Raw genomic sequence first — 15,989 nt, 5'->3', positions numbered from 1 at the left:
AAGAAGAAATGGCAAAATTAACGAAAAAGCAAAAAGAATCAGCTGCTAAGATTGAGAAAAACAGATTGTACTCTTTAAACGATGCTTCTGCACTAGTTAAAGAAATCGCAACTGCAAAATTTGATGAATCTGTAGATATCGCTGTGCGTTTAGGAGTAGATCCTCGTAAAGCTAACCAAATGGTTCGTGGTGTTGTAACTTTACCTCACGGTACAGGAAAAGACGTTAGAGTTCTAGCATTAGTTACTCCAGATAAAGAGGCGGAAGCTAAAGCTGCTGGAGCTGATTACGTAGGATTAGACGAGTACTTACAAAAAATTAAAGACGGTTGGACTGATGTAGATGTTATCATCACTATGCCAGCTGTTATGGGTAAATTAGGTCCATTAGGAAGAATATTAGGTCCTAGAGGTTTAATGCCTAATCCAAAAACAGGAACAGTTACAATGGACGTTGCGAAAGCAGTTCAAGAAGTAAAGGCTGGTAAAATCGATTTTAAAGTTGATAAAACTGGAATTGTTCATGCGGCAATCGGTAAAGCATCTTTCGATGCTGAGAAAATCGCTGAGAATGCATCTGAATTAATTCAAACATTAATCAAATTAAAACCAACTGCAGCTAAAGGTACTTATATCAAGTCTATTCATATATCTAGTACAATGAGCCCTGCTATTGCTTTAGATCCTAAAGCAGTATAATTGGTAAATAAAAATTAAAAGTATGACTAGAGAACAAAAAGCAGTAGCGATAGAAGACTTAAAAGCTAAGTTAGCTGATAATAATGTTATCTACATCGCTGATATTTCGGGATTGAATGCAGAGGTTACTTCTAACTTAAGAAAAGCTTGTTATAAAGCAGGTGTTTCTTTGGAGGTTGTAAAAAACACATTGCTTACAAAAGCAATGGAATCTTCTGATAGAAACTACGAGGAGTTACCATCTACTTTAAAAGGAAGCAGTGCTATTATGTTTGCAGAAACAGCTAATGCGCCTGCAAAGATAGTTAAAGAATTCAGTAAAAAAGGTGATAAACCAGCAATTAAAGGAGCTTTCATCATGGATGAAGTTTATGTTGGTGAAAACTTACTAGAGACTTTAGTTAGCATTAAATCTAAAGAAGAGGTTATTGGAGAAATCATTGGATTACTTCAGTCTCCAGCTCAAAGAGTTATTTCAGCTCTTAAAAACCAATTTAAAGACGAAGAATAGTCCGTTTGTGACAGAACCGTTTTTAAATGTTCAGAATGAACGCACATTAATAATATATATTTTTTTTACAAATCATTAAAAGATAGAAAAATGGCAGATTTGAAACAATTCGCAGAACAATTAGTTAACTTAACAGTTAAAGAAGTTAACGAATTAGCAACTATATTAAAAGACGAATACGGAATCGAACCAGCTGCTGCTGCTGTAGTAGTTGCAGGTGGAGCTGAAGGTGGTGCTGCTGAAGAGCAAACTGAGTTCACTGTAGTATTAAAAGAAGCTGGAGCTTCTAAATTAGCTGTAGTTAAAGCTGTTAAAGAATTAACAGGATTAGGATTAAAAGAATCAAAAGATATCGTTGATTCTGTACCTACTAACGTAAAAGAAGGTGTTTCTAAAGACGAGGCTGAAGGTCTTAAAAAAGCATTAGAAGAAGCTGGAGCTGTAGTAGAGCTTAAATAAGCATTCTTTCTAAAATATACTAGGTTTAGGTCTTGGGATTATATCCAAAGGCCTAAACCATTTTGCGTATAATTCTGTTTTATACGTAAAATACTATTCAAATTCTAATCAAAATTTTTTGTCCATTGATGATTACAAATCAGACTGAAAGATTAAATTTTGCTTCTACAAAGAACATTCCTGCTTATCCAGATTTTTTGGATATCCAGGTAAAGTCTTTTAAGGATTTCTTTCAATTAGAAACAAAATCCGACGAGAGAGGCAAGGAAGGTTTGTACAATACCTTCATGGAGAACTTCCCGATTACTGATACAAGAAACCAGTTTGTGTTGGAGTTCCTTGATTATTTTGTTGACCCTCCACGTTATTCTATCGAAGAATGTATAGATAGAGGGCTAACTTATAGCGTTCCGCTAAAGGCTCGCTTGAAGCTTTACTGTACTGACCCTGAACACGAAGATTTTGAAACTATCGTTCAAGATGTTTATTTAGGAACAATACCGTACATGACTCCAAGTGGTACTTTCGTAATCAATGGAGCAGAGAGAGTTGTGGTTTCACAATTACACCGTTCACCAGGTGTTTTCTTTGGACAATCATTCCATGCAAATGGAACGAAATTGTATTCGGCAAGAGTAATCCCTTTTAAGGGATCTTGGATTGAGTTTGCTACCGATATTAATAGCGTTATGTACGCGTATATCGATAGAAAGAAAAAATTACCTGTAACAACCCTATTCCGTGCTATCGGTTTCGAAAGAGACAAGGATATCCTAGAGATTTTCGACCTAGCAGAGGAGGTTAAAGTATCAAAGACAGGTTTAAAAAAATATATCGGACGTAGACTTGCTGCTCGTGTTTTAAATACGTGGCATGAGGACTTCGTTGATGAGGATACTGGAGAGGTTGTTTCAATTGAGAGAAATGAGATTATTTTAGACCGTGATACAGTCCTAGATAAAGATAATGTCGAAGAAATCATTGAAGCGAACGTTAAAACTATCCTTTTACATAAAGAAGATAATAATCAGGCAGATTATGCCATCATACATAATACCTTACAAAAGGACCCTACTAACTCTGAAAAAGAGGCAGTAGAGCATATCTACCGTCAATTGCGTAATGCAGAACCGCCTGATGAGGAGACTGCACGTGGGATTATTGATAAATTGTTCTTCTCAGATCAACGTTACAATCTAGGTGAAGTTGGTCGTTATAGAATGAATAAAAAACTTAACCTTGATACCCCTATTGACAAGCAAGTTTTAACAAAAGAGGATATTATCACTATTGTTAAGTACTTAATTGAATTAATTAACTCTAAAGCAGAGATTGACGATATTGATCACCTATCTAATCGTCGTGTTAGAACAGTAGGAGAACAATTGTCAGCTCAATTTGGAGTAGGATTAGCTCGTATGGCTAGAACCATTCGTGAACGTATGAATGTTCGCGATAACGAGGTTTTCACCCCTATTGATTTGATTAATGCCAAGACGTTGTCTTCGGTTATTAATTCATTCTTCGGAACAAATCAATTATCTCAGTTTATGGATCAAACCAATCCACTTGCTGAGATTACGCATAAACGTCGTTTATCTGCGCTAGGACCTGGAGGATTATCCAGAGAAAGAGCTGGTTTCGAGGTGCGTGACGTTCACTATACTCACTATGGACGTTTATGTCCGATTGAAACACCGGAAGGGCCTAATATTGGTTTGATATCTTCTTTAGCAGTTTATGCTAAAGTTAATAATATGGGATTCATAGAAACTCCTTATCGTAAAGTTAACGATGGGATTGTGGATATTCATAACGAGCCAGTTTATTTAAGTGCTGAAGAAGAAGAGGGTATGTTAATTGCTCAGGCTAACGTACCACAAGATGAGAATGGGAAAATTACAGAAGAGAGAGTTGTTGTTAAAGAAGAGGGAGACTTCCCTGTTGTTGAACCTGCAGATCTTCACTTTACTGACGTAGCTCCTAATCAAATTGCATCTATTTCTGCTTCTCTTATTCCTTTCTTAGAGCATGATGATGCCAACCGTGCGTTGATGGGATCAAACATGATGCGTCAAGCAGTTCCTTTATTACGTCCTGAATCTCCAATTGTGGGAACAGGTTTAGAGAGACAGGTAGCTTCTGATTCTCGTGTTTTAATTAATGCTGAGGGTAATGGAGTAGTTGAGTATGTAGATGCTCAAAAAATTATTATAAAATACGATCGTACGGATGAAGAGCGTTTAATTAGCTTTGATCCCGACGAGAAGTCATATAACTTAATTAAGTTTAGAAAAACTAATCAAAGTACAAGTATTAACCTAAAACCAATTGTTCGCAAAGGCGATAGAGTTGTTAAAGGTCAAGTTCTTTGTGATGGATATGCTACTCAAGATGGAGAACTAGCGTTAGGTCGTAATCTTCAAGTAGCGTTTATGCCTTGGAAAGGTTATAACTTTGAGGATGCTATTGTAATTTCAGAAAAAGTAGTAAGAGAAGATATTTTTACGTCTATTCATATTGATGATTATACTTTAGAGGTTAGAGATACTAAATTAGGTAACGAAGAGTTAACCAACGATATTCCGAACGTTTCAGAAGAGGCTACAAAAGACTTAGATGAGAATGGAATGATTCGTATTGGAGCTGAAGTAAAACCTGGTGATATTTTAATTGGAAAAATTACTCCAAAAGGAGAATCTGATCCAACTCCAGAGGAGAAATTACTTCGCGCTATTTTCGGTGATAAGGCTGGAGATGTGAAAGATGCTTCGTTGAAAGCTTCTCCATCGTTAAGAGGAGTTGTTTTAGATAAGAAGCTATTTGCTCGTGCCGTTAAAGATAAGCGTAAGCGTTCTAAAGATAAAGATGAGTTAGCTTTATTAGAAACAAAATTTGAGGTAAAGTTCAATGAATTAAAAGATCGTTTGGTAGATAAATTGTTCTTTATCGTTAATGGAAAAACATCTCAAGGTGTTCTTAATGATTTAGGAGAAGAAGTATTACCAAAAGGTAAGAAATTTACCCAAAAGATGCTTCATGCTGTTGAAGATTTTGCTCATTTAACAAAAGGTCAGTGGACAACAGACGAGGATGCAAACAGAATGATTACCGATTTAATCCATAATTACAAGATTAAATTGAACGATCTTCAAGGTGTGCTTCGTAGAGAGAAATTCATGATTACAGTGGGAGATGAGCTGCCATCAGGTATTTTGAAATTAGCTAAAGTTTATATTGCTAAAAAGAGAAAATTACGTGTTGGTGATAAAATGGCAGGACGTCACGGAAACAAAGGTATTGTTGCTAGAATCGTTAGAGATGAAGACATGCCGTTTTTAGAGGACGGAACTCCTGTAGATATAGTTCTAAATCCATTAGGAGTACCATCTCGTATGAACATTGGTCAGATTTATGAAACAGTATTGGGTTGGGCCGGTTTAAATTTAGGTAAGAAGTTCGCTACACCTATTTTTGACGGAGCCAATTTGGATCAAATCAATGAGCTTACAGATCAAGCAGGTATACCTAGATTTGGGCACACCTATCTTTATGATGGAGGTACGGGAGAGAGATTCCACCAAAGAGCAACAGTTGGAGTTATCTATATGTTGAAACTAGGACATATGGTAGACGATAAAATGCACGCGCGTTCAATTGGACCTTACTCTTTAATTACGCAGCAGCCTTTAGGAGGTAAAGCGCAGTTTGGAGGACAACGTTTTGGAGAGATGGAGGTATGGGCTTTAGAGGCTTATGGTGCATCTAGTACATTACGTGAAATCTTGACGGTGAAATCAGATGACGTTATTGGTAGAGCGAAAACTTACGAAGCTATCGTTAAAGGTGAAACTATGCCAGAACCAGGATTACCTGAGTCATTCAATGTATTAATGCATGAATTAAAAGGTCTTGGATTAGACATCAGATTAGAAGAATAAACTAAGATTATAGGGTAAGTAGTCTTGAGGCTGCTTACTCTTTATATCAACACTTTAACAAGTAAGTTTACCATGAATAAAAATAAAGAGAAAAATACCGTTAAAAGGTTTAATAAGATCTCAATAGGTTTAGCCTCGCCTGAATCCATTCTTGCAGAATCAAGAGGAGAGGTTTTAAAGCCAGAAACTATAAACTATCGTACTCATAAACCAGAGAGAGATGGTCTTTTCTGTGAGCGTATTTTCGGTCCTGTTAAAGATTATGAATGTGCTTGTGGTAAGTATAAAAGAATTCGCTACAAAGGTATCGTTTGTGATCGTTGTGGAGTTGAAGTTACAGAGAAAAAAGTACGTAGAGATAGAGTAGGTCACATCAATCTAGTTGTGCCTATTGCTCATATTTGGTATTTCCGCTCTCTTCCAAATAAAATTGGATATATATTAGGTCTTCCTTCTAAGAAGTTAGACATGATTATCTATTATGAGCGTTATGTGGTAATCCAACCAGGTATTGCAAAAAACGTTGATGGAGAAGAATTAAAGCGTTTAGATTTTTTAACTGAGGAAGAATATTTAAATATTTGTGATACTCTTCCTATGGAAAATCAGTTTTTAGATGATACAGATCCTAATAAATTTGTCGCAAAAATGGGCGCTGAGTGTATTATGGATTTATTGGCAACAACTGATTTAGATGAGTTATCTTACACACTACGTCACGCTGCAAATAATGAAACATCTAAACAAAGAAAAACTGAAGCATTAAAACGTTTACAAGTAGTAGAGTCTTTCCGTGAATCTAACTTGAATCGTGAGAATAAACCTGAGTGGATGATTTTGAAGGTAATTCCTGTTATCCCACCGGAGTTACGTCCTTTGGTTCCATTGGATGGGGGGCGTTTTGCTACTTCTGATTTAAATGATTTGTATAGACGTGTTATTATTCGTAACAATCGTTTGAAGCGTTTAATGGAAATTAAGGCTCCTGAGGTTATTTTACGTAATGAAAAACGTATGCTTCAAGAGGCAGTAGATTCATTGTTTGACAACACAAGAAAGTCTTCTGCTGTTAAAACAGAGTCTAATCGACCTTTAAAATCTTTATCGGATTCCTTAAAAGGTAAGCAAGGACGTTTTCGTCAAAACTTATTAGGGAAACGTGTTGATTATTCAGCTCGTTCAGTAATTGTCGTTGGACCAGAATTGAAATTATACGAGTGTGGTATCCCTAAGGATATGGCTGCTGAGTTATACAAACCTTTTGTTATTCGTAAGCTAATAGAAAGAGGTATTGTTAAGACTGTAAAGTCAGCTAAGAAGATTATTGATAAAAAAGAGCCTGTTGTTTGGGATATCTTAGAGAATGTAATTAAGGGTCATCCGGTTTTACTAAACCGTGCTCCTACTTTGCACCGTCTAGGGATTCAAGCATTCCAGCCTAAGTTAATAGAAGGAAAAGCTATTCAGTTACACCCATTAGTATGTACAGCGTTTAATGCTGACTTTGATGGGGATCAAATGGCGGTTCACTTACCATTAGGACCGGAGGCTATTTTAGAGGCTCAATTATTAATGTTAGCCTCACACAATATTTTAAACCCTGCAAATGGTGCTCCTATAACTGTTCCATCTCAGGATATGGTTCTTGGTTTATATTACATGACCAAGTTACGTAAAAGTACTGCGGATGAAGTTGTGAAAGGAGAAGGACTGACATTCTATTCTGTTGAAGAGGTACATATTGCAATTAATGAAGGTAAACTAGATCTTAATGCTGGTGTTAAAGTTCGCGCTAAGGACTATAATGCTGAAGGAGAATTAGTATATCAAATTATTGAGACTACGGCTGGGAGAATTTTATTTAACGAAGTTGTTCCTGAAGTAGCAGGTTTTATAAATGAAGTATTGACCAAAAAGTCTTTACGAGATATTATTGGGCGTATTTTAAATATAACAGATGTTCCAACTACTGCAAAGTTCTTGGATGACATTAAAGACATGGGATATGGTTATGCATTCCGTGGAGGATTATCATTTAGTTTAGGTGATATTATTATTCCTGGGCGTAAACAAGAATTAATTGATGACGCTAACACGCAAGTTGACCATATTTCAATGAACTATAACATGGGTCTTATCACAAATAACGAAAGATATAACCAAGTTATTGATGTTTGGACTTCCACTAATGCTATGTTAACAGAGCTTGCAATGAAGAATATTCGTGAAGATAAGCAAGGATTTAACTCTGTTTACATGATGCTTGATTCTGGTGCAAGGGGTTCTAAAGAACAAATTCGTCAGTTAACGGGTATGCGTGGATTAATGGCTAAGCCTAAGAAATCAACTGTTGGTGGAGGAGAGATTATTGAGAATCCTATTCTTTCTAACTTTAAGGAAGGATTATCGATTCTTGAGTACTTCATTTCTACTCACGGGGCTCGTAAGGGTCTTGCTGATACCGCTTTAAAAACAGCTGATGCTGGTTATTTAACACGTCGTTTACATGATGTAGCACAAGATGTTATCGTAAATACTGTAGACTGTGGTACATTAAGAGGAATAGATGTAAAAGCACTTAAGAAAAATGAGGAAGTTATTGAGTCTTTAGGAGAACGAGTTTTAGGACGTGTTGCACTTAATGATATCATTAATCCACTTAATTCTGAGATAATTGTAGCAGCAGGAGAGGAAATTGAAGAAGCTCATTCCAAAGCTATTAATGCGGCTCCAATTGAAGCAATCGAAGTTCGTTCACCGCTTACTTGTGAAGCTAAAACGGGTATTTGTGCTAAATGTTATGGACGTAACTTAGCGACAGCTAACATGGTACAAAAAGGAGAAGCAGTTGGTGTTATTGCAGCACAATCAATTGGAGAGCCTGGTACGCAGTTAACTTTAAGAACTTTCCACGTGGGAGGTACAGCTGGTAATATTTCAGAAACTTCTAGTATCAATGCTAAGTTTAAAGGTCGTTTAGAGATGGAAGATCTAAAAACGGTTAAAGGTGAGGATAACGAAGGAAATGTTATAGATATTGTGATTTCTCGTTCTACAGAAGCTAAGTTGTATGATGTGAACACAGGTATTTTATTAACTACAAACAATATTCCTTACGGATCCACAATTTATGTGGCCGATGGTGATGTTGTAGAGGAAAATACTACGATTTGTAAGTGGGATCCTTATAATGGAGTTATTGTATCAGAGTTTACTGGTAAAATCGCTTATGAAGATATTGAGCAAGGTCAGACCTTTATGGTTGAAATTGATGAGCAGACTGGATTCCAAGAAAAAGTTATTACAGAGTCTAGAAATAAAAAATTAATACCTACGTTACTTATCTATGGTAAGGATGGTGAATTAATTCGTTCATACAATTTACCAGTGGGATCTCACTTAATGGTAAATGACGGAGAGAAAATTAAGGCTGGTAAGGTTTTAGTTAAAATTCCTCGTCATACATCTAAAGCTGGGGATATTACAGGAGGTTTACCTAGAATTACAGAGTTGCTAGAAGCTCGTAACCCTTCGAATCCTGCGGTTGTTTCTGAGATTGATGGAGTTGTTTCTTTTGGTAAAATAAAAAGAGGTAACCGTGAAATTATCGTAGAGTCAAAAACAGGTGATGTAAGAAAGTACTTAGTTAAGTTATCTAATCAGATATTGGTACAAGAGAATGACTTTGTTAAAGCAGGTTTACCATTGTCTGATGGTGCAATCACGCCAGAGGATATTCTTAGAATTCAAGGACCTTCAGCTGTTCAACAGTATTTAGTAAATGAGATTCAAGAAGTGTATCGTTTACAAGGGGTTAAGATTAGTGATAAGCACTTTGAAGTAGTTATTCGTCAAATGATGCGTAAGGTAAGAATTCAAGATCCTGGAGATACTTTATTTTTAGAAGATCAATTAGTACATGCTAGTGATTTTATTTACGAGAATGATAGACTCTTTGGAATGAAGGTTGTAGAGGATTCAGGTGAATCTGAAAACTTAAAAGAAGGTCAGATTATCTCAATGCGTGATTTACGTGATGAAAATTCTCTTTTAAGACGTGAGGATAAGAATTTAGTTGTGGCAAGAGATGTTATGCCTGCTACAGGAACTCCAATTCTTCAGGGTATTACAAGAGCTTCTTTACAGACAAAATCGTTTATTTCAGCAGCGTCATTCCAAGAAACAACTAAAGTGTTAAACGAAGCGGCTGTAGCTGGTAAAGTAGATAATTTATCTGGACTAAAAGAAAATGTTATTGTCGGACACAGAATTCCAGCAGGAACAGGTATGAGATCATACGAGAACATTGTAGTGAGCTCATTGGAGGAAGATGGTATAATATAATTTATTTTAAGGATTATGACAGAGGAGCAAAAACAGTTTAATATCGAATTAGACGAAGTTACCGCTGAAGGAACTTTTTCTAACTTGGCAATTATTAATCATTCTAATACGGAATTTGTAGTAGATTTTGTTAATATAATGCCGGGAGTGCCTAAAGCAAAAGTTAAGTCTCGTATTATCTTAACTCCGCAGCATGCAAAGCGCCTAGTTCAAGCTTTAAATGAGAATATTGAACGTTTTGAAAGAGCAAATGGTGTTATTAATGATGTTGAGGCTCCTTATAATTTGTCTTCAGTAGATTTTGGTACCAAAGGACAAGCTTAGGAGTAATTCTAAAAATGAGTTTAACCAATATATTAAAAGCCCTATCATTTTTGATGGGGCTTTTTTTTGTGCTTTTTATATTTAGTAATATTATAATTGCGGTCACGGCCCTTTCAAAGGTGCTCATTTTGTAATAATTTGCTGTTTTAAAGGGGAATTTAGTAGCTTTTTTAGATAAGAAGTTAGTTAAAAGTTTAGGATTATTTTAATTTACCCTATCAAGTGTATTATTATAAAGACCAGATATCCAGTAACTGTGGGGATCTAAAGTTAGTTGAAAGTTGCGGAGGTAGGGTTAATCTAGTATTTACAAAGGTTGTTAAATACTTTGATTTACTTTGCTAATCTTAGTGTAATACTGGGGAAGTTTATATTGTTTCTATGTATAAATTATACCTTTTATAATGTTTACTAGTATTATAATAAATTTTTATTAGTCTTTTTCGGATGTTTGTTTTTTTAGCATGGGTATATTCAATGTTAAAAACAGCTGGAATCAAAATTGGCGTTATCTTATAAATTTGACATTTTGTGTGTCATTAATTTAAAACTTCACAAATAAATTTTTCATTGTAAAGTAGATGTGCTATTTTTGCCTTTCCACCATAGGATGGAGCATTGAAAAAAGTCTGTATTTTTAGAGGATTTGGTTCTCTAATTAAAGTAAAGTCATATGAAAGAAATTACAAAAGAAGTTTATCTTAAATGGTATGAAGACATGCTGTTTTGGAGAAAGTTTGAAGACAAACTTGCCGCTTTATATATTCAACAAAAAGTGAGAGGTTTCTTACACCTATACAATGGTCAGGAAGCTGTCTTGGCAGGAGCTTTACACGCAATGGATTTGTCTAAAGACAAAATGATTACAGCATACAGAAATCACGTGCAACCAATAGGTCTAGGAGTAGACCCTCGTAGAGTTATGGCTGAATTGTTAGGGAAAAGCACAGGTACTTCTCAAGGATTGGGAGGTTCGATGCATATTTTCTCTAAAGAGCATAATTTTTATGGAGGACATGGTATTGTAGGAGGTCAAATTCCTTTAGGCGCAGGATTAGCATTTGCAGATAAATATTTTGATAGAAAGGCCGTAACTATGTGTTACTTTGGTGATGGTGCAGCCCGCCAAGGATCTTTGCATGAAACTTTTAACATGGCTATGAATTGGAAGTTACCAGTTGTTTTCATTGTAGAGAATAATGGTTATGCTATGGGAACTTCTGTAGAGCGTACAGCCAACCATACTGATTTATGGAAGTTAGGTTTAGGTTATGAGATGCCTAGTCAACCAGTAGACGGTATGAATCCTGTGAAAGTTGCAGAGGCTATGTATGAGGCTATTGAAAGAGCTCGTCGTGGTGACGGACCGACTTTCTTAGAGATGAAGACTTACCGTTATAGAGGTCACTCAATGTCGGATGCACAACATTATAGAACTAAAGAAGAAGTAGAGGAATACAAAAAAATAGATCCTATTACCCAAGTATTAGATATTATCAAAGAAAAGGGGTATGCAAGTGATCAAGAAATTAAGGATATTGATCAGCGTGTTAAAGATCTAGTTTCAGAATGTGAGAAGTTTGCTGAGGAATCTGATTATCCAGCTACCAACGTTATGTACGATGTAGTTTATGATCAAGAAGATTATCCTTTTTTACCTCATAGATTATAATATATTATTATGGCAGAAGTAATTACAATGCCTCGCTTGAGCGACACTATGACTGAAGGTGTAGTTGCAGCTTGGTTGAAAAAAGTAGGAGATACAATTTCAGAAGGAGATATCTTAGCTGAAATTGAGACAGATAAAGCCACAATGGAGTTTGAGTCGTTCTATTCTGGTACGTTGTTATATATCGGACTTCAAGAGGGGGAAACCGCTCCGGTAGATTCTTTATTGGCAATTATCGGTGAGCAAGGAGAGGATATATCTGGTTTAGTAAATAACTCAGATAGTGTTTCTCAACAAGTTCAAGTGGAAGAAAAAACAGTAGAGAGAAAACCTGAAAAACAGGAAGTTTCAGTACCAAAAGATGTTAAAGTTATCACGATGCCTCGTCTTAGTGATACCATGACAGATGGTACAGTAGCGACTTGGCTTAAGAAAATTGGTGATCAGGTAGAGGAAGGTGATATTTTAGCAGAAATCGAAACAGATAAGGCTACGATGGAATTCGAAGCTTTTGAAGCCGGTACATTATTGTATATAGGTGTACAAGAAGGTGAGACTGCACCTGTTGACTCTGTTCTTGCTATTTTAGGACCTCAAGGTACGGATGTTAGTGGTATAATCGCTGGTGGTGCAAAAGTAGATTCACCAGAAGTATCACAGACAAAAGTTGCAGAAGTTGAGCAAGTACAACAAAGCGGTGATCAAGTTAGTGAACAACCGCAAGAACAATCCCAAGGACGCGTGTTTATTTCGCCTTTAGCTAAACGTATTGCTCAAGATAAAGGTATAGTTCTTTCAGCACTTAAGGGAACAGGAGAGAATGGACGTATTATTAAGCGTGATGTAGAGAATTACGTACCAACTAGTACCGCTAGTAAATCGGAGAGTACAACTTCTACTAAAGCCACAAGTGGTGAAATTGAAGCTCAAGTTAAGCCTTTTGCTATCGCAGGAGAACTTAATGTAGAACAAGTTAAAAATTCTCAGATGCGTAAGACAATCGCTCGTCGTTTAGGTGAGTCTAAGTTTACAGCCCCACATTATTACCTAACTATAGAAATAGATATGGATAATGCAATGGAGTCTCGTAAGATTATTAACGCACTTCCAGATACAAAAGTATCTTTTAATGACATGGTTGTTAAAGCTTGTGCAATGGCTTTAAAGAAGCATCCACAAGTAAACTCGCAATGGACAGAACAAGAAACTATCATTAATCATCATGTAAACATTGGGGTTGCAGTAGCTGTGGAAGATGGACTTGTTGTTCCTGTTTTACCTTTTACAGATCAAATGTCTTTAACTGCTATTGGTGCAAATGTTAAGGATTTAGCTGGTAAGGCTAAATCTAAAAAATTAACACCTGCACAAATGGAGGGAAGTACATTTACAGTATCAAACTTGGGTATGTTTGGTATTCAGTCTTTTACCTCTATTATCAATCAACCAAACTCGGCTATTTTATCAGTAGGAGCAATTGTCGAAAAGCCTGTTGTTAAACAAGGAGCGATTGTTGTTGGTAATACTATGACTGTTACTTTAGCATGCGATCATCGTACAGTAGATGGTGCAACTGGTGCGCAATTCTTGCAAACATTGAAAAGTTATATAGAAAACCCTGTTACTATGTTAGCTTAATCAGGATTTAATTTATTATAAAAAACCCGCTATCTATGCTTTAGGTAGCGGGTTTTTCTATTCTCTTTAGTGGATGTGAGGTTGGTAATTGGTTTTAATGATGAGATATATCGTGCTTTTTTGTACTTTTGGGTAAAATTTTATATAATGAGACTTTGGATGTTACTTTCGGCTTTGGCCTTTGTGGGTTGTGCTACTCAAAAGAGTTCTTTAGATGATAAAAATTTATCAGCTAGACAAGAGATGCAACTAGATTTAAATTTTTTGACCAGTGATGAGCTTCAAGGTAGGGAGGCAGGAAAAATAGGAAATCATTTGGCGGGAGAATATTTAGCAAATCAACTAAAGAAAAATAATATAAAACCTTATTTTAAAACTTATAACGATACGCTAAGTAATTACGACGATGCATGGAATATTGTAGGTGTTCTACCGGGTAAAGATCCCAAGTTATCAAAGGAAATAGTTATTTTAGGAGCTCATTTTGACCATATAGGAATAGTTCAAGCGGTAGAAGGAGATTCAATTGCCAATGGAGCTAATGATAATGCGAGTGGTAGTGTAATTTTATTAGATCAAGTCCGCAGACTCTCAAAAAGTAATAATAAAAGAACAGTTATGTTTGTTTTCTTCAATGCGGAAGAGAAGGGTCTATTAGGGGCAAAGCATTTAGCTGAAAAACTTAAAGCTCACAATACAGAGCCTGTTTTAATGCTTAATTTTGAGATGTTAGGTGTACCTATGAAGGAATCTTTTATTAGCTATGGAACGGGATTAGAACTTAGTAATGTCGCTGAGTTAATTAATGAGATTGCACAAGAGGAGTTAGTGGGAGAATTGGCTTTGGCCAATGAATATAATTTATTTAAACGTTCGGACAATTATCCCTTTTATACGGAATTCAATATTCCAAGTCATACTTTTTGTTCATTTGATTTCAGTAATTATGATTACTATCATCATGTTTTTGATCATGCGGAGCTTATGGATGTCGAGTTTATGGCGGATTTTAGTGAAAAGATGGCCAATGTAATTAATGAGTTAATTAATTTGCCACAGGGAGAAATTAAAATGAAATAAAATGAAAAAGATATTAGTTACAGGTACAAGTAGAGGTATCGGTTTACAAGTATGTAAGCAATTAGCTGATCAGGGCCACCAAGTCTTGGCTTTATCTCGCCAAGAGAGTAAAGAACTAGTTAATTTAAAGAATGTTACTTATCTGAAAGTTGATATTACCCAAGAGCAGGACCTATCAAAAATTGATTTGTTTATTAAAGATAATTGGAACTCTGAGCTTGATATTGTAATTAACAATGCAGGGCAGATTGTAAATAAGCCATTCGAGGAGTTAACTCTACAGGATTTTAATCAAGTTTATAAAGTTAATGTTTTTGCGGTAGTGCGTTTAATTCAAGTTTGCTTACCTTTTTTAAAGAAAAAAAGTCATGTGGTTACTATTAGTAGCATGGGAGGAGTTCAAGGGGTAATGAAGTTTGGTGGTTTGGCTGCGTATAGCTCTAGTAAGGGTGCGGTAACCATACTAAGTGAGCTTTTGGCAGAGGAGTATAAACAGCGTGAAATTTATTTCAATGTGATTGCTTTAGGGGCAGTTCAAACGGAAATGCTTCAAGAAGCTTTTCCTGGTTATCAGGCACCGTTGAGTCCCGAGGAAATGGCTGAGTTTATAGTTGATTTTTCCCTGAAAGGAAATAAATTCTTTAATGGTAAAGTTCTTCAAGCTTCAAGCACAACACCATAAAAACAGTAGATTTTGATTAAAGTTTTAGAGCCATATTTACCTCCTAATGCAGTTGAAGCTTGTTTTGAGTTGATAAAGCACTATCAAATTCACTTAAAGATTGTTAATGAACGGCTTACAAGACATGGAGATTACACAAGAAATTTGGATGGTAAACATATAATTACAGTAAATTCAAATTTGAATCCATATCGTTTTTTAATGACTTTGGTTCATGAGATTGCGCATTTGGTGGCCTATCAGAAATTCGGCCCTAAGATTAAGCCTCATGGTAAAGAATGGAAACAAACCTTTCAGCTTTTAATGGTGCCGTTTTTAAGACCCGAGGTATTTCCAAATTCGCTTTTACCTTTATTGGCTAATCACTTTCGAAACCCTTCAGCTAGTAGTGATACAGATGAGAGACTTAGTATTGCTATGAGGAGTTTTGATACAAAGCAGAAATCAGATGATTTATGTTTTATCTATGAGATTCCAATAGGTAGTCATTTTCAAGCGCGTAATGGTAAAATTTTTAAAAGAGGCCCATTACGAGTTAAGAGATTCGAATGTTTAGAAGTTCACACTGGGCGTATTTATACTTTTAAGGCAAATGCCGAGGTGAGAATTCTAACCCATTATATAGAAAAAAGATAAAAAT

At 35.8% G+C, this 15,989-nt stretch carries 11 protein-coding genes; all 11 read left to right on the top strand.

All coding sequences use genetic code 11. The features are described 5' to 3' along the window. Nucleotides 1-8 precede the first annotated feature (8 nt). Complete coding sequence (gene rplA, locus ACYSNV_RS11960; RefSeq protein WP_461762779.1) at nt 9-698, top strand: 50S ribosomal protein L1; 690 nt, start codon at nt 9-11, stop codon at nt 696-698. Nucleotides 699-720: 22 nt separating this feature from the next. Beyond that, nucleotides 721-1,209: a 50S ribosomal protein L10 gene (gene rplJ, locus ACYSNV_RS11955; RefSeq protein ID WP_461762778.1), complete on the top strand. Its 489-nt coding sequence runs from the start codon at nt 721-723 to the stop codon at nt 1,207-1,209. A gap of 90 nt (nt 1,210-1,299) precedes the next feature. Continuing rightward, nucleotides 1,300-1,668, top strand: coding sequence for a 50S ribosomal protein L7/L12 (gene rplL / locus ACYSNV_RS11950; protein ID WP_461762777.1), 369 nt, complete (start codon nt 1,300-1,302; stop codon nt 1,666-1,668). A gap of 128 nt (nt 1,669-1,796) precedes the next feature. Further along, nucleotides 1,797-5,609: a DNA-directed RNA polymerase subunit beta gene (rpoB, locus tag ACYSNV_RS11945; RefSeq protein WP_461762776.1), complete on the top strand. Its 3,813-nt coding sequence runs from the start codon at nt 1,797-1,799 to the stop codon at nt 5,607-5,609. A 72-nt stretch (nt 5,610-5,681) separates the two neighbouring features. Continuing rightward, the gene (gene rpoC, locus ACYSNV_RS11940) at nt 5,682-9,953 is read left to right on the top strand and encodes a DNA-directed RNA polymerase subunit beta' (RefSeq protein WP_461762775.1); all 4,272 of its coding nucleotides are present in this window, start codon (nt 5,682-5,684) and stop codon (nt 9,951-9,953) included. Between the two features lie 15 nt (nt 9,954-9,968). Then, nucleotides 9,969-10,277 (top strand): DUF3467 domain-containing protein, encoded by a 309-nt coding sequence (locus ACYSNV_RS11935; protein ID WP_461762774.1) that lies wholly within the window; start codon nt 9,969-9,971, stop codon nt 10,275-10,277. Between the two features lie 673 nt (nt 10,278-10,950). Beyond that, nucleotides 10,951-11,949 (top strand): pyruvate dehydrogenase (acetyl-transferring) E1 component subunit alpha, encoded by a 999-nt coding sequence (gene pdhA / locus ACYSNV_RS11930; RefSeq protein WP_461762773.1) that lies wholly within the window; start codon nt 10,951-10,953, stop codon nt 11,947-11,949. Nucleotides 11,950-11,958: 9 nt separating this feature from the next. After that, nucleotides 11,959-13,587, top strand: coding sequence for a 2-oxo acid dehydrogenase subunit E2 (locus ACYSNV_RS11925; protein WP_461762772.1), 1,629 nt, complete (start codon nt 11,959-11,961; stop codon nt 13,585-13,587). 147 nt (nt 13,588-13,734) lie between these two features. After that, nucleotides 13,735-14,667 carry a M28 family metallopeptidase gene (locus tag ACYSNV_RS11920; protein ID WP_461762771.1) on the top strand — a complete coding sequence of 311 codons (933 nt, stop codon included), beginning with the start codon at nt 13,735-13,737 and terminating at the stop codon, nt 14,665-14,667. 1 nt (nt 14,668) lies between these two features. Continuing rightward, nucleotides 14,669-15,349: an SDR family NAD(P)-dependent oxidoreductase gene (locus tag ACYSNV_RS11915; RefSeq protein WP_461762770.1), complete on the top strand. Its 681-nt coding sequence runs from the start codon at nt 14,669-14,671 to the stop codon at nt 15,347-15,349. A 12-nt stretch (nt 15,350-15,361) separates the two neighbouring features. Continuing rightward, a complete protein-coding gene (locus tag ACYSNV_RS11910) occupies nt 15,362-15,985 on the top strand; it encodes a SprT-like domain-containing protein (RefSeq protein ID WP_461762769.1) in 624 nt (207 codons plus the stop codon). Nucleotides 15,986-15,989 lie beyond the last annotated feature (4 nt).

This window comes from Myroides sp. LJL119, from assembly GCF_054871605.1.
This window is presented reverse-complemented; position numbering and strand designations above follow the sequence as displayed.

Excerpts from the sequence above, each read along its gene's own strand:
- rpoC (WP_461762775.1), top strand. The coding sequence starts at position 5,682 with ATGAATAAAAATAAAGAGAAAAATACCGTTAAAAGGTTTAATAAGATC.
- rplL (WP_461762777.1), top strand. The coding sequence starts at position 1,300 with ATGGCAGATTTGAAACAATTCGCAGAACAATTAGTTAACTTAACAGTT.
- ACYSNV_RS11915 (WP_461762770.1), top strand. The coding sequence starts at position 14,669 with ATGAAAAAGATATTAGTTACAGGTACAAGTAGAGGTATCGGTTTACAA.
- pdhA (WP_461762773.1), top strand. The coding sequence starts at position 10,951 with ATGAAAGAAATTACAAAAGAAGTTTATCTTAAATGGTATGAAGACATG.
- rplJ (WP_461762778.1), top strand. The coding sequence starts at position 721 with ATGACTAGAGAACAAAAAGCAGTAGCGATAGAAGACTTAAAAGCTAAG.
- ACYSNV_RS11920 (WP_461762771.1), top strand. The coding sequence starts at position 13,735 with ATGAGACTTTGGATGTTACTTTCGGCTTTGGCCTTTGTGGGTTGTGCT.
- rpoB (WP_461762776.1), top strand. The coding sequence starts at position 1,797 with ATGATTACAAATCAGACTGAAAGATTAAATTTTGCTTCTACAAAGAAC.
- ACYSNV_RS11935 (WP_461762774.1), top strand. The coding sequence starts at position 9,969 with ATGACAGAGGAGCAAAAACAGTTTAATATCGAATTAGACGAAGTTACC.
- ACYSNV_RS11925 (WP_461762772.1), top strand. The coding sequence starts at position 11,959 with ATGGCAGAAGTAATTACAATGCCTCGCTTGAGCGACACTATGACTGAA.
- rplA (WP_461762779.1), top strand. The coding sequence starts at position 9 with ATGGCAAAATTAACGAAAAAGCAAAAAGAATCAGCTGCTAAGATTGAG.